This window comes from Bradyrhizobium sp. HKCCYLRH3097 (assembly GCF_051167875.1).
In the GTDB taxonomy this organism is placed as follows: domain Bacteria; phylum Pseudomonadota; class Alphaproteobacteria; order Rhizobiales; family Xanthobacteraceae; genus Bradyrhizobium.
In genome coordinates this window covers 23,230-41,411 of sequence record NZ_JBNPTX010000010.1, presented here as the reverse complement: position 1 = coordinate 41,411, position 18,182 = coordinate 23,230, and the positions used below count along the sequence as shown (strand labels likewise).

The 18,182-nt window shown below is 66.8% G+C and carries 10 protein-coding genes; 3 read left to right on the top strand and 7 right to left on the bottom strand.

The annotated features are described in order from the left end of the window. The 3 genes from rfaE1 to ACQR0U_RS22595 are packed head-to-tail and all read left to right on the top strand — an operon-like array spanning position 1 to position 4,663. Positions 1–1,473 (top strand): D-glycero-beta-D-manno-heptose-7-phosphate kinase, encoded by a 1,473-nt coding sequence (gene rfaE1, locus ACQR0U_RS22605; RefSeq protein WP_316166172.1) that lies wholly within the window; start codon positions 1–3, stop codon positions 1,471–1,473. Next, complete coding sequence (locus ACQR0U_RS22600) at positions 1,470–2,753, top strand: O-antigen ligase family protein (protein ID WP_316166173.1); 1,284 nt, start codon at positions 1,470–1,472, stop codon at positions 2,751–2,753. Before rfaE1 ends, ACQR0U_RS22600 begins: the two co-directional genes overlap by 4 nt. Next, positions 2,750–4,663, top strand: a complete 1,914-nt coding sequence (locus tag ACQR0U_RS22595; protein ID WP_315825085.1) for a polysaccharide biosynthesis protein — start codon at positions 2,750–2,752, stop codon at positions 4,661–4,663. The genes ACQR0U_RS22600 and ACQR0U_RS22595 overlap by 4 nt, the downstream gene beginning before the upstream one ends. Positions 4,664–4,667: 4 nt before the next feature. Here the strand turns inward: ACQR0U_RS22595 and ACQR0U_RS22590 are convergent, their stop codons facing one another. The 7 genes from ACQR0U_RS22590 to ACQR0U_RS22560 all read right to left on the bottom strand — a co-directional run bounded on the left by ACQR0U_RS22590 (position 4,668) and on the right by ACQR0U_RS22560 (position 18,179). Further along, a complete protein-coding gene (locus ACQR0U_RS22590) occupies positions 4,668–5,669 on the bottom strand; it encodes a glycosyl transferase (RefSeq protein WP_316201827.1) in 1,002 nt (333 codons plus the stop codon). After that, entirely contained in the window at positions 5,666–6,823 is a 1,158-nt protein-coding gene (locus ACQR0U_RS22585) for a glycosyltransferase family 4 protein (protein ID WP_315768705.1), read from the bottom strand. Before ACQR0U_RS22585 ends, ACQR0U_RS22590 begins: the two co-directional genes overlap by 4 nt. Positions 6,824–6,973: 150 nt before the next feature. Then, positions 6,974–10,765, bottom strand: coding sequence for a S8 family serine peptidase (locus ACQR0U_RS22580; RefSeq protein WP_434872259.1), 3,792 nt, complete (start codon positions 10,763–10,765; stop codon positions 6,974–6,976). A 365-nt stretch (positions 10,766–11,130) separates the two neighbouring features. Further along, on the bottom strand, positions 11,131–14,022 hold the full coding sequence (locus ACQR0U_RS22575; protein WP_316225667.1) for an NF038122 family metalloprotease: 2,892 nt from the start codon (positions 14,020–14,022) through the stop codon (positions 11,131–11,133). Between the two features lie 192 nt (positions 14,023–14,214). Continuing rightward, positions 14,215–16,323 (bottom strand): TIGR04372 family glycosyltransferase, encoded by a 2,109-nt coding sequence (locus ACQR0U_RS22570; protein ID WP_316186977.1) that lies wholly within the window; start codon positions 16,321–16,323, stop codon positions 14,215–14,217. Continuing rightward, the gene (locus ACQR0U_RS22565) at positions 16,320–17,387 is read right to left on the bottom strand and encodes a glycosyltransferase family 2 protein (RefSeq protein WP_315825079.1); all 1,068 of its coding nucleotides are present in this window, start codon (positions 17,385–17,387) and stop codon (positions 16,320–16,322) included. Before ACQR0U_RS22565 ends, ACQR0U_RS22570 begins: the two co-directional genes overlap by 4 nt. A gap of 42 nt (positions 17,388–17,429) precedes the next feature. Continuing rightward, positions 17,430–18,179, bottom strand: a complete 750-nt coding sequence (locus tag ACQR0U_RS22560) for an ABC transporter ATP-binding protein (RefSeq protein ID WP_315712834.1) — start codon at positions 18,177–18,179, stop codon at positions 17,430–17,432. Positions 18,180–18,182 lie beyond the last annotated feature (3 nt).

Genomic DNA, 18,182 nt, shown 5'->3' with positions numbered 1-18,182 from the left:
ATGTTCGACTTTGACGATCTCTCGCAAGCGATCGCCCGCCAGACGGTGCTGTGCATCGGCGACCTGATGCTGGACGAGTTCGTCTATGGCGAGGTGTCGCGGATTTCCCCCGAGGCGCCGGCGCCGGTCATCGCGGTCCAGCGAAGCGAGACCACTATCGGCGGTGCCGGCAACGTCGCGCGCAACATCGCCGCGCTCGGCGCCCGCTGCATCTTCGTCGGTCTCGTCGGGCAGGATGCGGCCGGCGACCAGCTGGAGGCCGAGCTCGCCAAGGAGGGCGGCATCGAGAGCGTGCTTGTCCGTGATCCTTCGCGGCCGACGACGCGCAAGGTGCGCTTCGTCTCCGAGCATTTCTCCACCCACATGCTCCGCGCCGACTGGGAGCGCGCCGCACCGGCGGCCGGCGAGATCGAGCAGAAGCTGATCGAGGCCATCCTGCCACTGATCGCGCGGGCCGATATCGTGCTGCTGTCGGACTACGCCAAGGGCGTGCTCACGGCGCGCGTGTTGCGCAACGTGATCGACGCGACGCGCAAGGCCGGCAAGCGCGTCATCGTCGATCCCAAGAGCGCGAATCTCGCGATCTATCGCGGCGCGAGCGTGCTGACGCCGAACCGCAAGGAGTTTTCGGAAGCGACCCGCAGCCGCGCCGAGACCGAACAGGAGATCGCCGCGGCCGCGCAGGATGCGATCTATCTCGCGGACTGCGAGGCGATCCTGGTGACGCAGAGCGAGCGCGGCATGACGCTGGTCCCGCGCGAGGGCGATCCGATTCACGTGCCGGCCTATCCCGTGAAGGTGCGCGACGTCTCCGGCGCCGGCGACACGGTTGTTGCGGTGCTTGCCGCGACGCTCGCGGCCGGCGCCGCCTGGGCGGATGCGTTGCGGATGGCGAGCGCCGCGGCGGCGGTGGCCGTCAGCAAGCACGGCACCGCCAGCGTGACATCGGCCGAGCTGCGCCGAAAGATCCTGCCGCATGCCTATCGTGCCGCTGAGGAGAAGATCATCGAGAGCGATGACGAGCTCGCCGCCCGCGTCGAGGTCTGGCGGGGAGAGGGCCTGCGCGTGGGCTTTACCAATGGCTGCTTCGACATTCTGCATCCCGGCCACGTCAAGGTGCTGACCGCGGCGCGCGCCGCCTGCGACCGGCTCGTGGTCGGGCTGAACAGCGATGCCTCCGTCAAGCGGCTGAAGGGCGAAAGCCGGCCCGTGCAGGACGAGCGCGCGCGCGCCGAGGTCCTGGCCGCGCTCGAGGCGGTGGACCTCGTCGCCATCTTCGCCGAGGACACGCCGCTCCGCTTGATCGAGCTGGTCCGGCCGAGCGTCCTGGTCAAGGGCGGCGACTATACGCGCGAGCAGGTGGTGGGGCATGAGGTCGTCGAGGCCGGCGGCGGCGAGGTGATCCTGATCGACATCCTGAAAGGGCACAGCACGACCGCGCTGGTCGATCGCGCCCGGAGCGAGGCGCGATGAGCGCGCTGGCAGGTCATCCCGGCCCGGCGCTGCTGGCGCGCCGCTGGCGCGATCCGGCGGCGTGGCGGACGACGGTCGATGTCGTGGCGATTCTGCTGGCGGCCTCGCTGCCGTGGTCGACCTCGCTGGTGTCGATCCTCGGCGTCGTCATGCTGATCACGATGGTGCCGTTTCTCGATGTCGAGCGTCTGCTGCAGGTCCTGAAGCGGCCGATCGCGCTGGCGCCGATCGCGCTGTTCCTGCTGGCGCTGGTGGGAACGCTGTGGTCGGACGTCGCATGGGGCGCGCGGTTCTACGCGGTGGGACCTGCGGCCAAGCTTCTGGTGCTGCCCGCGCTGCTCTACCATTTCCAGCGGTCGGAGCGCGGCCTGTGGGTCTTCACCGCGTTTCTCGCCTCCTGCGTGCTGATGGTCGTGGTGTCGACCGCGGTCGCGTTCAATCCTGCGCTCGCGCTCAAGGCCAATGCCGATCGCGGCATCTTCGTGAAGAACTACATCGACCAGGGCCAGGAGTTCTCGCTCTGCGCCGTGGCGCTGGCCTATCCGATCGCCCAGTTGCTGCGCGCCCGCCGCTTCCTTCCGGCCGGCCTGCTCACTGCGATCATGATCGCGTTCCTCGCCAACATGATCTTCATCGTTGTCTCGCGTACCGCGCTGGTGACGATCCCGATCCTGCTTGCGGTGTTCGGGCTGATCCACCTGAAATGGCGTGCCAACCTGCTGATCGCGGCCGTTGCCCTTGCGCTGGGCCTCGCGGCATGGACCGTGTCCCCGCAATTGCAGGGCAAGGTGGCGACGTTCACGAGCCAATATCAGGACTACAGGAACGATCGCGCGGTGACGTCGATCGGCGAGCGGCTCGAGTTCTGGCGCAAGTCGTTGCGGTTCCTGGCCGACGCGCCGCTGATCGGGCACGGCTCGGGCTCGACGCGTCATCTGTTCGAGCTGGCCGCGAGCGGGTCGCGCGACCTCTCCTCGAGCCAGGTCGTCAGCAATCCGCACAATCAGACGCTCTACGTGGCGGTCCAATGGGGGGCGCTCGGGATCGTGATTCTCTACGCGATGTGGGCCGTGCACCTTCTGTTGTTCCGCGGCGACGGGCTGGTGCCCTGGATCGGGCTGCTCGTCGTCGTGCAGAACATCTTCACCTCGCTGTTCAATTCCCACATCTTCGATTTCCACGAGGGGTGGATGTACGTGATCGGCGTCGGCGTGGCCGGCGGAATGGTGTGGCGATCGCGGACGCCGCCTGATGCTAGGCAGGGGACGCTCGAACCATGACGCGTCCGTCTCAACTGACCTACCGGAATATGCTGATCGCCGCGCATGACCTCCTGGTCAGCGTCGTCGCGCTGTTCGCGGCGTTCTATATCCGCTTCGAAGGCGCCAGCACCTTCTGGGAGCGGGTGCCGCTGCTCTTGCAGATCCTGCCGTACTTCATCGCCTTCAGCTTCGTCGTCTTCTACTTCTCGAGCCTTCTGACGACGAAGTGGCGGTTCATCTCGCTGCCGGACGCGCTGAACATCGTCCGAGTCGCGACCGTGCTGACGCTGGCGCTGCTGGTTCTCGACTACATCATCGTTGCGCCGAACGTCCGCGGCACCTTCTTCTTCGGCAAGCTCACGATCATTCTCTACTGGTTCCTGGAGATCTTTGCGCTGAGCGCGCTGCGTTTCGCCTATCGCTACTTCCGCTACACGCGGGTGCGACGGCACGCGCGGTCCGAGGACGCTGCCCCCGCGCTCCTGATCGGCCGTGCTGCCGACGCCGAGGTCGTGCTGCGCGGCATCGAGAGCGGCGCGGTCAAGCGGATCTGGCCGATCGGCATTCTCTCGCCATCGGCCGCCGACCGGGGGCAGTTGATCCGCGGCGTGCCGGTGCTGGGCGGCATCGACGATGTCGAGGATGTCGCGGCCGACTTCGCCCGCCGCGACCGGCCGATCGCGCGCGCCCTGATGATGCCGACGGCGTTCGATCCGGACTGTCATCCGGAAACCTTCCTGATGCGGGCGCGCCGGTTGCGCCTGATCGTGAGCCGCCTGCCGTCGCTGGAGAGCGGCGATGCGCCGAGGCTCGCGCCGGTCGCGGTCGAGGACCTCCTGCTGCGGCCGAGCGAGAAGATCGATTACGGACGTCTCGAAGCGCTGGTGCGTGGCAAGGCGGTGGTCGTCACCGGCGGCGGCGGCTCGATCGGGGCCGAGATCTGCCAGCGCGTCGTGGCATTCGGCGCGGCGCGGCTGCTCATTCTGGAGAATTCCGAGCCGGCGCTCTACGCGATCACCGAGGTGCTCGCGGCCGATCCCGAGGCTGCCGTCGCCGTCGAGGGGCGCATCGCCGACATCCGCGATCGCGACCGGGTGTTCGCGCTGATCGGCGAGTTCAAGCCGGATCTGGTCTTCCATGCCGCCGCCCTGAAGCATGTGCCGATCCTCGAGCGCGACTGGAGCGAGGGCGTCAAGACCAACATCTTCGGCTCGATCAACGTGGCCGATGCCGCGGTGGCCTCAGGGGCCGAGGCCATGGTGATGATCTCGACCGACAAGGCGATCGAGCCGGTGTCGATGCTCGGCCTCACCAAGCGCTTCGCCGAAATGTACTGCCAGGCGCTCGATCGCCAGCTCGCCGACCGGCCGGTGGGACGGCCGCCGATGCGGCTGATCTCGGTGCGCTTCGGCAACGTTTTGGCGTCGAACGGCTCGGTGGTGCCGAAGTTCAAGGCCCAGATCGAGGCGGGCGGTCCTGTCACGGTGACGCACCCGGACATGGTGCGCTATTTCATGACCATCCGCGAGGCCTGCGATCTCGTGATCACCGCGGCCTCGCATGCGCTGGCGCCGCAGCGCCCGGACGTCTCGGTCTATGTGCTGAACATGGGCCAGCCGGTCCGCATCGTCGAACTGGCCGAGCGCATGATTCGCCTGTCCGGCCTGCAGCCGGGCTACGACGTCGAGATCGTGTTCACGGGCATCCGGCCCGGCGAGCGCCTCAACGAAATCCTGTTTGCGAGCGAGGAGCCGCCGGTCGAGATCGGTGTCGCCGGCATCATGGCCGCCAACCCGAACGAGCCGCCGATGCCGACGCTGAAGGCCTGGATCGCGGCGCTCGATCAGGCGATCGCGCGCAATGATCCAGTGACGATCAAGTCGGTGCTGAAGGATGCGGTGCCGGAATTCGGCTCGAGCGCGGCCTGAGTCTTCAATGGCGCCGCCGCGAGAAGCGGCTCAGCACCCAGGTGACGGCGCCGAGACCGAAGATGAGCAGGATGGCGTCGGCCGTCATGGAACGCTGCGCGACCGAGATGGCTGCGAGCGTCGCAAGCACGACGTTGAGGATGAACACCTCGCTGACGACGCGCGAGACGGTGAAGCCGTTATCGGTGGCCTGTTGATAGAAATGCGTGCGGTGCGCCGCCCAGAATGGCTCGCGCTGCGCCATCCGCCGCAACAGGGTGAAAGTGGCGTCGATCAGATAATACAGCGGCAGCAGCAGCGCCGCTGCGACGTCGCCCTGCCAGGCAAGATGGAGCAGGCCCCAGCCGAGCAGCAGCCCGATCGGCAGGCTGCCGACATCACCGAGAAAGACCTTTGCGACGGGACGGTTGAAGGGCGCAAAGCCGAGCATGGCGCCACCCAGCGCCGCAGTGATGGTGGTCGCCGGCCAGGGCAGTTCACCGGAGAGGCCAAACAGGACGAGCGCCGCCGTGATCGGCACCGCCTCGGCCACGGTCATCAAATCGAGCCCGTCCATGAAGTTGACGAGGTTGACGAACCACAGGCCGGCGATCAGCAGCAGCGCGCGCTCGACCGCCAGCGGGATCGGAAACAGCCTGAGATCGTCAGGCGCGGTGAATACGACGAGGCCGACGGCCAATCCCTGCAGGACCAGGCGCGGCAGCACCGGGATCGGCCTGATGTCGTCGATCAGGCCGACCAGCGCCAGCATCGGCACGGCGATGAACAGCATCAGCAGCGGCGCGAAACCGGCCACGGAGGCGAACGCGCCGCCGACAACGATCGTGGCGCCGATCACGGCAATGCCGGCCCCCTGCGGCGTCGGGATCTTGTGCGACGAGCGCGCATTCGGCCGCGCCAGCGCGTAGCGTTGGAGCACTGGACGCAACAGCACGATCAGGATGGCGCACATCGCGGCCGCGAGCACGGCGATGGCGGCAAGGACCGCGGTGGGATCGGCGATCATCCGCGGACCTCTGCGGCCGAGATGAGGCGATCATAGAGCGCCACCACCGAACGGCCAATGATCCTGGCCGAGAGCTTGTCCTCGACCAGTTGACGGGCCGCCGCGCCATAACGTGCGCGCATCTCGGGCGACGCCGCCAGCTGCGCCATCGCCTGCGCGAGCGCCGCCGCATCCTCGACCGGCACGGCGAGTCCGGTCTGGTCGTGGATCGCAATCTCGCGGCAGCCGGGTGCATTGGTGGAGATCAGCGGCCGGGCGCAGGCGGCGGCCTCCAGCAGGCTGACCGGAAGTCCTTCGCGATGCGACGGCAGCACGGCCACGTGGCAGCGGCGCCAGAGCTCGGTGATGTCCTTGATCTGGCCGAGCAGGGTGATGCCGGGTTCCTTCCGCCAGGCCTCGACCTCCTCGGCCGAGACTGAGGCAGGATTGGCCGGATCAGGCGAGCCGGCGATCAGCAACTGGTCGTCGCGGCCCTGCTGGCGCAGCATGCGGTGCGCAGCGACCAGGGCGCGGACGCCCTTGTCGGTCAGCAGCCGTCCTGCGAAGCCGAAGGTGATCGGCCCGTCCGGTTCTGGCAGCGGCTGGAAGCGGTCGGTATCGACGCCCGAGCCCGGGATCAGCGTGATCTTGTCGCCCCGGACGCCCATGGCTTGAAGCGCCTCGCGATCGTCGGGATTCTGGACCAGCACGCAGCTCGGTGTCCGGTTCATGAGCTGCGGCAGCAGCCACAGCAGGCCCTGCTTGAGCAGACGCGAGCGCCAGCTCGCCGATGTGAACACATAGCCGAGGCCGGTCATGGCGTTGACGACCGGAGTGGTGCGTCCAAGCGCGGCGAGCGAGCCGAGCACGCTCGACTGCAATCCGGAATGATGCACCACGTCGGGGCTGATCGCAGCCTCGACGGCGCGGATCGCGCGGATCGTGGGCAGGGCTGATGACGGCGACAGCCCGCCGCGTTGGAACGGGATCGGATGCAGCACGAACCGCTCGGCGGCGATCGCGGCGGCGCCGGCATTGACGTTGGTCGCGACATGCACCTCGTAGCCGGCCTCGCGCGCCGCGCGCGCCATCGGCAGGCGATGCATCAGGAAGGCGTAATCCTCGTTGGCCACGTAGAGCAGGCGGCGCGGCGAAGCGGAGCGGGGCGGGGGCATCAAACTCACGGTGTAGGATGGTCGAAGCGCCGTATAGGGCAAGAGCGGCCCTCGCGCGAGCCGTTATCTGTCCTGCGGCGGGCGGAAACCGCCCGCCGGGCACCCTTCGCCCGCCGAATGGCGGAGACGACGCCTCGAATGCCGCCGGTCTCAGACCAGATGGAAGCTCGACAGATGAGACAGCAGCTCGGCCGTCGACACGTGCTGAATCGTGATGGTGTCGAGTGCCGGATCGGTGATGACGGCGTTGCCCGCGGCGTCGTCATGGATGGCGGCCTGCAGCGTGGACGGGTCCGCGAAGATGCTCTGGCTGAACACGATCTTGTCGGTGCCGACCGCAAAGTCGGCGATGTTCACCTGACCGAAATGCTCGGCGAACACGAAGGTGTCGTGTCCCTGCAGCGACACCGATGAGGATGCCGCGCCGGAGATCGAGGTCCCGGAGATCAGAGTGCCGCCCTGGCCGTCCGCTGCGAAGTGAAAGCTGTCCTGCGACAATGGGCCGACGAAGTGCAGCGACGCGCTGTTGGGCCCGTCGCTCAGCGACAGCATTCCGCTCGTCTCGTCGAAATGCGTCTGAAGCGATGTGAATGCGATGCTCTTGAGATCGATCTGAGCGGCGGTGCTACCGAATCCGATGAGATTGCCGCTGAAGGAAGGCGCGGCGAGGACCAGGTCGGTCGCACCCGACGTCGTGGCCGTCTCTGCGCTCGCCGTCACCGAGCTGACGGTCGGGATCCCGATCGTGCCGTCGCCATTCAGATCCTGATGGAAGCTGCTCTCGAGGGCTTCAAGGGACGTCGAGCTGCCGGAAACGGCGCCGATGGCATTGCCGGTGTAGTTGCCGCTGCTATCGGTGTTCCAGACCGTGTAGAGGTCGGCGCCGGCCATCTTCCAGGCGACCTGATAGCCGCCGCCCGAGACCTCCGCAGCGATCGCCGCCCAGCCGCCGAGCTGGCCGGCAACGATGACGTTGCCGCCGAACATGACCTGCGTTGCGGTGCCTCCCGACACCGGCGCCATCAGGTAGGTCGTGCCCGACAGCGACAGGCTGGTAGACCCGAGCGCTTCGATCACGCTGCCGCTCGGTGTCACGCTTGGGGCGCCGATGGTGCCGTCGCCGTTCAGATCCTGGTGGAAGCTGGGCTCCAGCGCTTCCAGGGCTGCGGAGCTTCCCGCAACCGCGCCGATGACGTTGCCGGTATAGTTGCCGCTGCTGTCGGTGTTCCAGACGGTGTAGAGATCGGCGCCCGCCATTTTCCAGGCGATCTCATAGCCGCTGCCGGACGGCTCCGCGGCGATCGGCGCCCAGCCGCCGAGCTGACCGACGGTCACGATGCTGCCGCCGAACATGATCTGCGGACCAGTGCCGCCGCCGACGGGATTGAGGAAATAGCTCGACCCGGCCAGCACCAGGCTTGTCGATCCCGCGGCCTCGATGACCGTGCTCGGAACGCCGATCGTGCCGTCGCCGTTCAGGTCCTGGTGAAAGTTCGGCTCCAGCGCCTCGAGCGCGCTGCTGGCGCCATTGACCGCGCCGATGGCGTTGCCCGTGTAGTTGCCGCTGCTGTCGACGTTCCAGACGGTGTAGAGGTCGCTGCCCGCCATCTTCCAGGCGATCTGATAGCCGCCGCCGACGGCCTCTGCAGCGATCGGAGTCCAGCCGCCCAGCTGCCCGGGGCTGACGGTGCTGCCGTTGAAGCTGATCTGCGGTCCTGTCCCGCCCGCGACCGGATTGAGGAAATAGCCGTTGCCGGACTGGACCAGGCTCGTGGCCCCCGCGGCCTCGATGACCGTGCTGACAATGCCGATCGTGCCGTCGCCGTTCAAATCCTGATGGAACGCCGTCTCGAATGTTTCGAAAGCGGACGAGCTTCCGGAGACGGCGCCGATCGCGTTGCCGATGTAGTTGCCGCTGCTGTCCACGTTCCAGACGGTGTAGAGATCCTGCCCCTGGAATGTCCAGGCGACTTCGTAGCCGCCGCTTCCATTGGCTTCGACGCCGATCGGCGTCCAGTTGCTGAGCTGGTGAACGACGACGTTGGCGCCGTTGAACCGCAGCGCCACCGATGTGCTCGCACCGATGGTGTTGAGATCGTAGATGACGCCGACCTGGGCGAGGCTGATCGATCCGAGCGCCTCGACGATGGTGTTGGCGAAATAGGGGGCCGATCCGACGGCAGGATTGATCTGGGCGAGACCCGCGCCGGCGACCGCCGGATTGGCCATCGGCACCGCCGTCTGCTGCAGGATCTCCGAGACGTTGGCGTAGCTCAGCGTCGGGTTGGCCGTCAGGATCAAGGCCGCGATCGCGGCAACGCTCGGTGCGGCTGCGGAGGTGCCGTAGAAGTCGGTCATTCCGGTGACGGTCGTCGAGATGTTGTCGATGCCGGAGACCACGACCGGGCTGAGCTGGAGCGGCGTCGTAAGGCGCGTGCCGTCGTTGGCGAACAGGATCTCGGTCCCGGCGCCGGACGATGAAAAGCTTTCCGAGACCGGTGTTGCGCCAAAGGCAGGCGTGTTGGCGGCATCGACGGCTCCGACGGTGATGACCCCCGGGGTCATCGCGTGACCGAAGACAGTTCCGATATTGGCGCCGCTGATGGAGACCGGGAGGCCGTTGCCTGCCAGGATCTCCTTGATCGTCGATGGCGTGGAGCCGGAAACGTCCGCAATGACGATCTGGTAGGTGCCGGAGACCGCGAAATGCAAGCCGATCCACGGGTTCTGATAACTGTTGGGAACGTGTCCGAGATATTGTCCATTCTGGTACACGTTGACCGAGAGATGAGACGCGGCTTGACCCCAAGCCTCGTCCCATTGCACGAGCAGGTTGGCGCCCGCGGTCACGGTGATGGTTTGCGCGATGTTGCCGCCGAAGCTCAGCGCATTGCCATCGTAGTACATTCCTCCGATGCTGCCGGAGATCGAGGTCCAGGACGTCTGATAGGCCGTGCTGCCGTTGTTGCCGGCCGACGTCACATAGGTCACGCCCATGGCCTGAACGGTCTGAATGGCCTGGGCGACAACGCCGTTCTGGAAGAACGGCTCGTCCGAATAGCTCACATCGTCGACGATGACCTTGCAGCCGGCATTGGCGAGCGCGATGATGCCGTCGGCGAAGTCCTGTTCGCTCTGGAACGCGGTATAGAAGGCGAGACTGGCGTCAGGCGCAATGTCGTGGATGACCTGCATCATCGCACGGCCTTCGTCCGTCCCGCCCGATGGCATATCCTTGAGGATCTGAATCTTGGAGGCCGAAGGCAAGGCTCCGCCGGCTTCGTCCGCAGCGGCGCCGCCGAGATTGTTGAAGCTGCTGGAGAGGACGCCGATCTTGATGCCGGCTCCCGTCACGCCCGTGGAGTTGCCGCCGAGCGCCTGAACGACCTGGGCGCTGGTCGCACCTTGTGCACTGACCGCCGAGGCGATGGCTTCCGTCACTGCGTCCTGAAGCGACGGCGCGGGCGCGCCGCTCGGCCCGGCCTGCGCTGTCGCGGGCTTTCCGAGGCTGCTGAACGACCATGTCTGCAGCGATGCGCTGGCGCTTGACCACATCTCGACGCTGATCGAGAGGACGAATCCGGTCTCGTTGGTGCTTGGCCCGGCATACGCCGGTTCGACGGAGACGTTGCCCGCAATCGCTGGGGCCGGATGGAAGGACGTCTCGGTGACTTGCCAGGTCGAGCCGGCGACCACCGTCCGAGCCGTTAGCTCGGCCGCCTCCTGGGCCGACGTCTGGGCCCGCGCGCTCACGTCGAAGAGTTGTGCGACCACCGTTGCCTCGCCGTCGCCGTGCGCGAGGAGGCCCGGCGCCTCGCTCGGAGCATCGGCGCTCGGCGCAGGAGGGGCAGGATCGATCTGCCCGGCCGGGCCAAGCAGCGTCTGCGCGATGGCGGAGGCCGGCTTGAATTCGTACTCGGCGGGCGCGGCAGGCTGCTGCACATGCGACTCGTGACGGCCGCCAGCAACAGGATCGAAAATGAGGGACTCGGCAGCTTCCCGCCAACGGTCAGGAATGTCTTCGGTACGGCCAGATTGGTAAAGCATGCATGCAGCGATGGTGATCCTGTCCTCGAGGCCGACAGGCGAAATGGGATTGAAGCATCGCGCAGTGATGCCCCTCGATCTTGTATAAAATGGTACCGAAGAATGGCGGCTCCGGCCATACGTCATTGTTCGATCTGTTTGATCGATTTCAACCATTGATTGTGTTCGGGGGTGGCAGCTCCGGACGGTCGCGGAGATCGGAGCGTGCGCTGCAGCGGATCGCTCCCGCCAGCCTGCCCCGAAGACCGCTGGCGCGCCGATCAGACCAGGTGGAAGCTGGACAAATGGGTCAGCAGGTCTGCCGTCGTGACGTGCTGGACGGTGATCGTGTCCTGCGCGGCATCGGTGATCACGGCGTTGCCGGCCGCATCGTCGTGAATCGACGCCAGCAGAGCCGCCTGACTTGCGAAAAGGTCGTGGCTGATGACGATCGCGTCGCTGCCCAGATGGAAGTCGGCGACGCTGACCTGGCCGAAATGCTCGGCGAAGACGAAGGTGTCGTGTCCTGCCAGGGAGACGGCCTGCGGAGCAGGGCCGCTCGCCGGACCCGCGGCCGCCGAGATCATCGTGCCGCCCTGGCCGTCATTGGCGAAGCGGAAACTGTCCTGCGACAGCGGTCCGAGGAAATGCAACGAGGTGCTGCTCGCGCCGTCGCTGAGCGACAGCAGCCCGCTGCTGTCGTCGAAATGCGCCTGCAGCGAATGAAAGGCGATGCCGTTGAGGTCGATCTGATCGCCGCTGCTGCCGAACCCGATCAGAGAGCCGCCGAAGCTGCCGGGCACCGTCAGGACCACGTCCGGGCCACCGGCCAGCGTCACGGCTTGCGTGCTCGCCGCGACGTGCGCGGGCACACCGATGGTGCCGTCGCCGTTCAGATCCTGATGAAAGCTGGTCTCCAGCGTCTCCAGCGCCGCCGAGCCGCCCGGAACGGCGCCGATTGCATTGCTGACGTAAGCGCCGCCGCTGTCGGTATTCCAGACCGTGTAGAGGTCGACTCCCGCCATCTTCCAGGCGACCAGGTAGCCGCCGCCGGAGCTCTCTGCGCCGATCGGGTTCCAGCCGCCGAGCTGACCAACGGTGACGACGCTGCCGCCGAACACGATCTGTGGCCCGGTGCCGCCGCCGACCGGATTGAGGAAGTAGGTCGAACCGGATTGCACCAAGCTCGTCGATCCCAGCGCTTCGATCACGGCCGAGGGGATGCCGATCGTGCCATCCCCGTTCAGATCCTGATGGAGGTTCGTCTCCAGTGCTTCCAGCGCGCTGTTGGTGCCGTTGACGGCGCCGATCGCGTTGCTCGTATAGGCGCCGCTGCTATCGGTATTCCAGACCGTATACAGGTCCGCGCCCGTCATCTTCCAGGCGATCTGATAGCCGCCACCGACGGTGTCCGCCGCGATCGGCATCCAGCCGCCGAGCTGACCGACGACGAGAACGGAGCCGCCGAACGTGACCTGCGGACCGGTGCCGCCGCCGACCGGGTTCAGATAGTAGCTGGATCCGGATTGGACGAGGCTGGTCGATCCCAGGGCTTCGATGACGGTGGTCGGAATGCCGATCGTGCCGTCGCCGTTCAGGTCCTGGTGGAGGTTGGTTTCCAGCGCTTCCAGCGCACTGTTGGTCCCGCTGACCGCGCCGATCGCATTCGTCGTATAGGCACCGCTGCTGTCGGTATTCCAGACCGTGTAGAGGTCGGCGCCGGCCATCTTCCAGGCGATCTGATAGCCGCTGCCCACGACGTCGGCTGCGATCGGCGTCCAGCCTCCGAGCTGACCGACCACCAGGTTGGCGCCGCCGAACTTGACCTGCGGGCCGGTGCCGCCGCCGACGGGATTGAGGAAATAGCCGTTGCCGGCCTGGACGAGACTCGTCGATCCCACGGCCTCGATGACCGTCGTGGGAATGCCGATCATGCCGTCGCCGTTCAAATCCTCATGGAATGACGTCTCGAACGCCTCGAATGCAGCCGTGCCTCCCGAGACGGCGCCGATGGCATTGCCGGTGTAGTTGCCGCTGCTGTCGACATTCCACACCGTGTAGAGATCCGCCCCCGACATCTTCCAGGCGACCTGATAGCCGCTGCCGCTGGTCTCGCCCGCGATCGGGGTCCAGCCGCCCATTTGTCCGGGCTGGACGATGCTGCCGCCGAACTTGATCTGCGGTCCGGTACCGCCGCCGACCGGATTGAGGAAGTAGCTCAGTCCGAGCTGCACCAGGCTGGTCGATCCCAGCGCCTCGATCGTCACCGGCGTTGCGGAAACGAGATGGAAGCCGAGCGCGTCCATCTGCTTGAGATCCACGGCCGTCAGCGTCTGCAGCGTGCTGTAGGTGTAGAATTCGTTGAACGGATCGTTGCCGCCCTGCACGCCGCTGTTCAGGAAGTCGCTGGGGTCCGAGGACTGGCCGTAATCCGCGAGCTTCGTATAGCCGCCGTCGACCGAGAAATACGCGGTCCCCGCCGTCGCGCCGCCGGTCATCAGCCGGACGCCCGGGCTGGAGAAGCGGAACAGATCGAACACGTCCGGCTGCGGCCCGTAGGGCACGCGGCCGAACGCGTGCGTCAATTCGTGCAGCGCCACGCCGACCAGCAGGTTTGAATTGATGTCAGTCGCGAAGGTCGCGCTGCCGTCGTCGGTGGTTGCATCGTTGGCGCCGAGGCCGCCCCACAGCTTCAGCTGCGAATTCCACACCGCGACGTAGGACTGTCCCTGGATGCTGGATCCCGCCGGCAGGGCATTGAAGGTGGTATCGCCTGGGCTGGCATAGTTGATCAGGTTGGACCTGACGCTCGAATAGCTCATCCACTGGCCGCCGTCAGGACCGGCCGCCGCGCCGCCGCCGACGCCGCTATAGTCGATCTTGATGTTGACGGTGATATGATCCGAGATCATCGAGGTGAGGATCGCGGCGGCCTGCTGAATGCCGGCGCGAAAGCTCGCCGGTGCATTCATCGCCGCCGTGTCGAACAGCAGATTGATTGTCAGTCCGCCGGCGCTCACCGCGGTGACCGCGCCGATCCCGCCGAAGTCACCCTGCGCGAGCTGGGCCTGGACCGCCTCGTCGGGCAGCTCCACGGGATTCGACGGCGGAGGGACCCCCGCGTCGTACGGAGGTGAGGTCGTGACCGACTGTAAGGTGGACACTCCGGGCATTGCCTCAGTTCCGGCTAATCGCATGAGCGGCGCATGGCTCGACCGTATCGACGCGCTGCCGAGCCGAATCGCGACCATCCCAAGTTACAGGGCATCGATCTTGCTCGGAGGTTAACGGGAGCCCCGAAGCACTGGAAAACGACCCGCGATGGCCGTCGCGGGCGTTGATCGAACCGAGGCCGGGTTACGCGTTCAGTGCAGCAGCTCGGGCAGGCGGTCCAGGAACGCGGGGACCGGTAGCGCAGCACCAAAATTGTAGGGGTTGCTGCTGAGCGCTGCGCGATAGCGATCGAGCTGCGGGCCGCCCTCACGCAGGGATCTGCCGGTTCCGTCCAGGCAATCGAGCTTGTAGCGGACGGCTGCCGTGATGTCCTGTGCGGTATTGGGGTGGATTTCGAGCCCGTGACGGGCCAGCACGGCGGTGTCGATCAGCAGCGCCTGCAGCGGCTGGCGGTAGGTCTCGCGCAGCGAGAGGTAGCGCCGTCCACGCCGGTCATAGACCGGCCGCACGGTGAAGTCGGTGCGGTCATGCCAGAACTGGCAGTCGTTGGAGATGCAGTTGACCAGCAGCATCGGCGTTCCCAGCGCCTGCACGGCCGTGGTCAGGCCCGATGTCGTGCCGACGAACAGACGAGCTGCGGCGCAGAGATAGAGGTCCATCTCCGCCGATTTGATGTCGCTGTGCGCGTAGTCGAACACGCCGGCCATGCCGCGCAGCGGCGTCATGCTGCGATCGCCGAGCCTGACCACGGCGCCGCCGCGTGAGGTGATTGCGGCGATGGCGTCCAGGTAGTCGCCGACATTGGCGGAGCGATGCTGGCGCGTGGTGCCTGGTCCGTCGCCATGATAGCCGCCCTCGCGGATGTGCATCGCGACGAACCAGTCCGCGGTGACACCTGCGGCGCGCAGCCTGGCAGCCCCGGTGTCCATCAGCTCCGATGGGACCTTCACGATCGGCAGCCGCCGCTGTTCGGCCCAGGCGACCTGCGCGCGCGACGCCGCGTGGGCCCATGGCTCAGCCAGGCCGTCCTGGCCGCGGACGGCGATGAACTGGTCGCCGACCAGCCGCTGATAGGGCAGCAGGTCGTCGACGAGAGCGGGGTCCTCGACGATCGTGACATGCGGCGCGAACAGCCTGAGGAACGGTTGGTTGACCACCTTGCTCGCCGGAGCAAGCAGGACGTAGTTGGCGCGCGGCAGCATGCCGAGCGCGGCCATGCGCAAATGGCAGTCGATGAAGCCGATGTGGCCGATCAGCGTCACCCATTCGTAGCCGAGCAGCCGGACCGGGAGCGCGGGATCGAAGATGCTGCTGGCGCCGGCAATCCGATCGATCAGCGCGCCGGGAATCGACCATTTGGCCGCCAAGGCGTCCTGATGGTCGAGCGCGGCCTGATAGCAGCGGAACGTGTCCTCGTAACGGCCCTGGTGATAGAAGTTCTCGCCGAGCTGGATCAGATTGTCGTAGATCAGGAGCTCGCCGGCATGCTCCAGCTCCCAGGCGCTCGGCGTGTAGGTCGACGGATCATAGCCGCCGGCATAGTTCTGGTGCGCCATCACCGAGCGGGGATCGCGCGCGACCGACGCCCTGAAGCAGGCGGCGGCCCGGACGTGGTCGCCGGCCAAGGCGTGGACGGCGCCGAGCTTGCGCAGCGCGTTGCCGTCGCCGGAGGCCGCAGCCGCTGTCAGGAAATGGGCCGCGACCGGCAGATTGTCGCGATACATGTGGGCGACGCCGACCGCGAAATTGATCGCGAAGCTGTCGATCGTCTCGGGCCGTGGCACGTCGCGCACGATCCGGTCATAGGCGCTGCACAGCGCCAGCGTGGTGAAATAGGCCTGCGCGCCCACACCGGCTCGCGCACGCACGTTGCTGCGGAAGATCAGGTTCAAGATCCGCACCGCACGCAGCGCGCTCGGCTTGCGGCTTGCGGCCAGATGAACCTGCGCGGCGGCGGCCAACGTGGTCGAGGTCGTCAGCGCCAGCAAACGGCCAAGGCGCGATCCCCTTGCCAGTTGCCGGTCCATCAGCCGGAGCAGCGTCGCCCCGGCCGGCGCAACGATGAGCCTGCTGTCGACGATGTTCGCGGCACGAGTGGTCAGCGGCAGCAATTGCCGGCGCCGCGCGCTCAGGAACGCGTAGAGACGAAATGCGGATGTCGTCAGCCACGTCCGCGGCGACCAGCGGCTGCGCGGCGCCTGCGGCGATGGTTGCGCCGTCGGCATCGCGCGGATCGGCGCAGGCGCCGCCTTCGCGCCGAGGCGGCGCCGGAGAGAGCCGAAGGGGGCGCGGACCGTCATGGCGCGCGATAGCCGGGCGTGGTGGACAAGATCGCCCGTCGCGTGGCGGCCTGGGCGAGCAGGCGAGACAGCGACATCGGCCGCGTCCGCAAGGTGATCCAAGCCAGCGCAGCAAGGCGGCCGCTTGCGCCGAGGCTCAACATCAGCCCAAGCAGGTGCGTATCGAGCGCATTGCCGTCGAGCAAGGCGGATACGCGCGCTGCCTTGGCCGACGCTGCCGTATCGCCGCCCAGTACCATCCGCGCGGCGCCGAAGCGATTGCGCCGGGCGAACACATCCTCATACCCCTTTGGGAACAGCCTGCTCTGCGCAATCAGCGCGCCGATCTCCGCGAGCTTGGCGTTGAGCGAAGCCGGATCGGTTGCGGTCGCCGTCGAATAGTTCTGGCCGTGGATGCGCCAGTAGCCGAGCGCCTCGGCGATGAAGCAGCAGCCATAGGTCAATGCCAGCCGCCGGGCGAGAAACGCGTCCGAGAACGAGCCGAGCTTGACGTCGAATCCGCCGAGCGCCTGCAAGGCCGTGCGGCGGTAGAGCGAGGTGGTGCCCGAAAAGTAGTTGTCGCCAAAACGCAGCGCGTGGCGAACGTCGGCCGGCGTCAGCATCGCCGATGCGGAAGCCGGCAGCATCACCGGCCGCAGCATCCGTTTTGCGGACGGTCCCTGAGGGCCGATGATCTCGCAGCAGGCGAAGACCAGACCGGCTTCGGGATGGGTGGTCGCCTGCGCCATCGCCTTTTCGAGATAAGCCGGATGCAGCGCATCGTCGGCCCCGAGAAAACCGATCCATTCGGTGTCCGCGATCGCCAGGGCCTCGTTCTGACCGCGCACGACACCCTGGTTGGTCTCGTGGCGGATCAGTCGCCAGCTCGGCCGTTCCGCCACGAAGCGTGAAATGACCGCGATGCTGTCATCCGTCGAGCAGTCGTCGATGATGATGACGCGGTCGGGGGCGCGGGTTTGGTTCGCGATGCTGCCGAGCGACTCGGGCAGGTAGTGGGCGTGGTTGAAGTTCGGGACGACCAGCGTAACGGTCGGGGAGGCAGCGCGGGCGGGCGTCGTGGTCATGGTTCAGCGAGCTTCCTGCCGCATGCTGTCGAGCCCGGCCGCTCAAACCTTGGGCAGCTCTTTCAGAACGTCGTCCAGGGCGCCGAAGGCCCGCACGCGGCCGCCATCGAGATAGAGCCCGAGATTGCAGGTGTCGCGCAGCAGGCCATGATCATGGGTGGCGAGCACGACGATTCCCGAGCGCATCGTGATGTCCTGCAGCCGGCCGTGAGTCTTCTTGCGGAACTGCGCGTCGCCGACCGCGATCCACTCGTCCATCAGGATGATGTCGCCGTGAATCGAGGCTGCGATCGAGAACACGAGACGCAGCAGCATGCCCGAGGAATAGGTCCGGATCGGCAGCTCCAGATAGTCGCCGAGCTCGGCAAATTCGGCGATCTCGGGCACGCGCTGCTCGATCTCCTCGGGCGAGAGCCCGAGGATGAGGCCGCGGGTGCGAATGTTCTCGTAGCCCGAGGCCTCTTCGTCCATGCCGAGACCGATGTCGAACATCGGAACGTTACGCCCTACGGTCCGCAGCGAGCCGCGCGTCGGCTCGTAGATGCCGGCGAGCACGCGGATCAGCGTGGTCTTGCCGGCGCCGTTGTGGCCGATCAGGCCGAGCCGGTCGCCCTGCTTCAGGGTGAAGCTGATGTCATCGAGCGCCTGGACGAACTGGAACGAGCCGTCGCTCTTCGAGACCCGGCCGCCGACGCGCGAGGCCGCCTTGATGGCCAGATGCCGGAATGATCGTGCGTTCGGCGGCGCGACCGGAAATTCGATGCCGATTTGCTTGGCTTCAATGAGAGTCATTCG

Coding starts and splice junctions, on each gene's coding strand:
- rfaE1 (WP_316166172.1), top strand. CDS start 1: ATGTTCGACTTTGACGATCTCTCGCAAGCGATCGCCCGCCAGACGGTG.
- ACQR0U_RS22600 (WP_316166173.1), top strand. CDS start 1,470: ATGAGCGCGCTGGCAGGTCATCCCGGCCCGGCGCTGCTGGCGCGCCGC.
- ACQR0U_RS22595 (WP_315825085.1), top strand. CDS start 2,750: ATGACGCGTCCGTCTCAACTGACCTACCGGAATATGCTGATCGCCGCG.
- ACQR0U_RS22590 (WP_316201827.1), bottom strand. CDS start 5,669: ATGATCGCCGATCCCACCGCGGTCCTTGCCGCCATCGCCGTGCTCGCG.
- ACQR0U_RS22585 (WP_315768705.1), bottom strand. CDS start 6,823: ATGCCCCCGCCCCGCTCCGCTTCGCCGCGCCGCCTGCTCTACGTGGCC.
- ACQR0U_RS22575 (WP_316225667.1), bottom strand. CDS start 14,022: ATGCCCGGAGTGTCCACCTTACAGTCGGTCACGACCTCACCTCCGTAC.
- ACQR0U_RS22570 (WP_316186977.1), bottom strand. CDS start 16,323: ATGACGGTCCGCGCCCCCTTCGGCTCTCTCCGGCGCCGCCTCGGCGCG.
- ACQR0U_RS22565 (WP_315825079.1), bottom strand. CDS start 17,387: ATGACCACGACGCCCGCCCGCGCTGCCTCCCCGACCGTTACGCTGGTC.
- ACQR0U_RS22560 (WP_315712834.1), bottom strand. CDS start 18,179: ATGACTCTCATTGAAGCCAAGCAAATCGGCATCGAATTTCCGGTCGCG.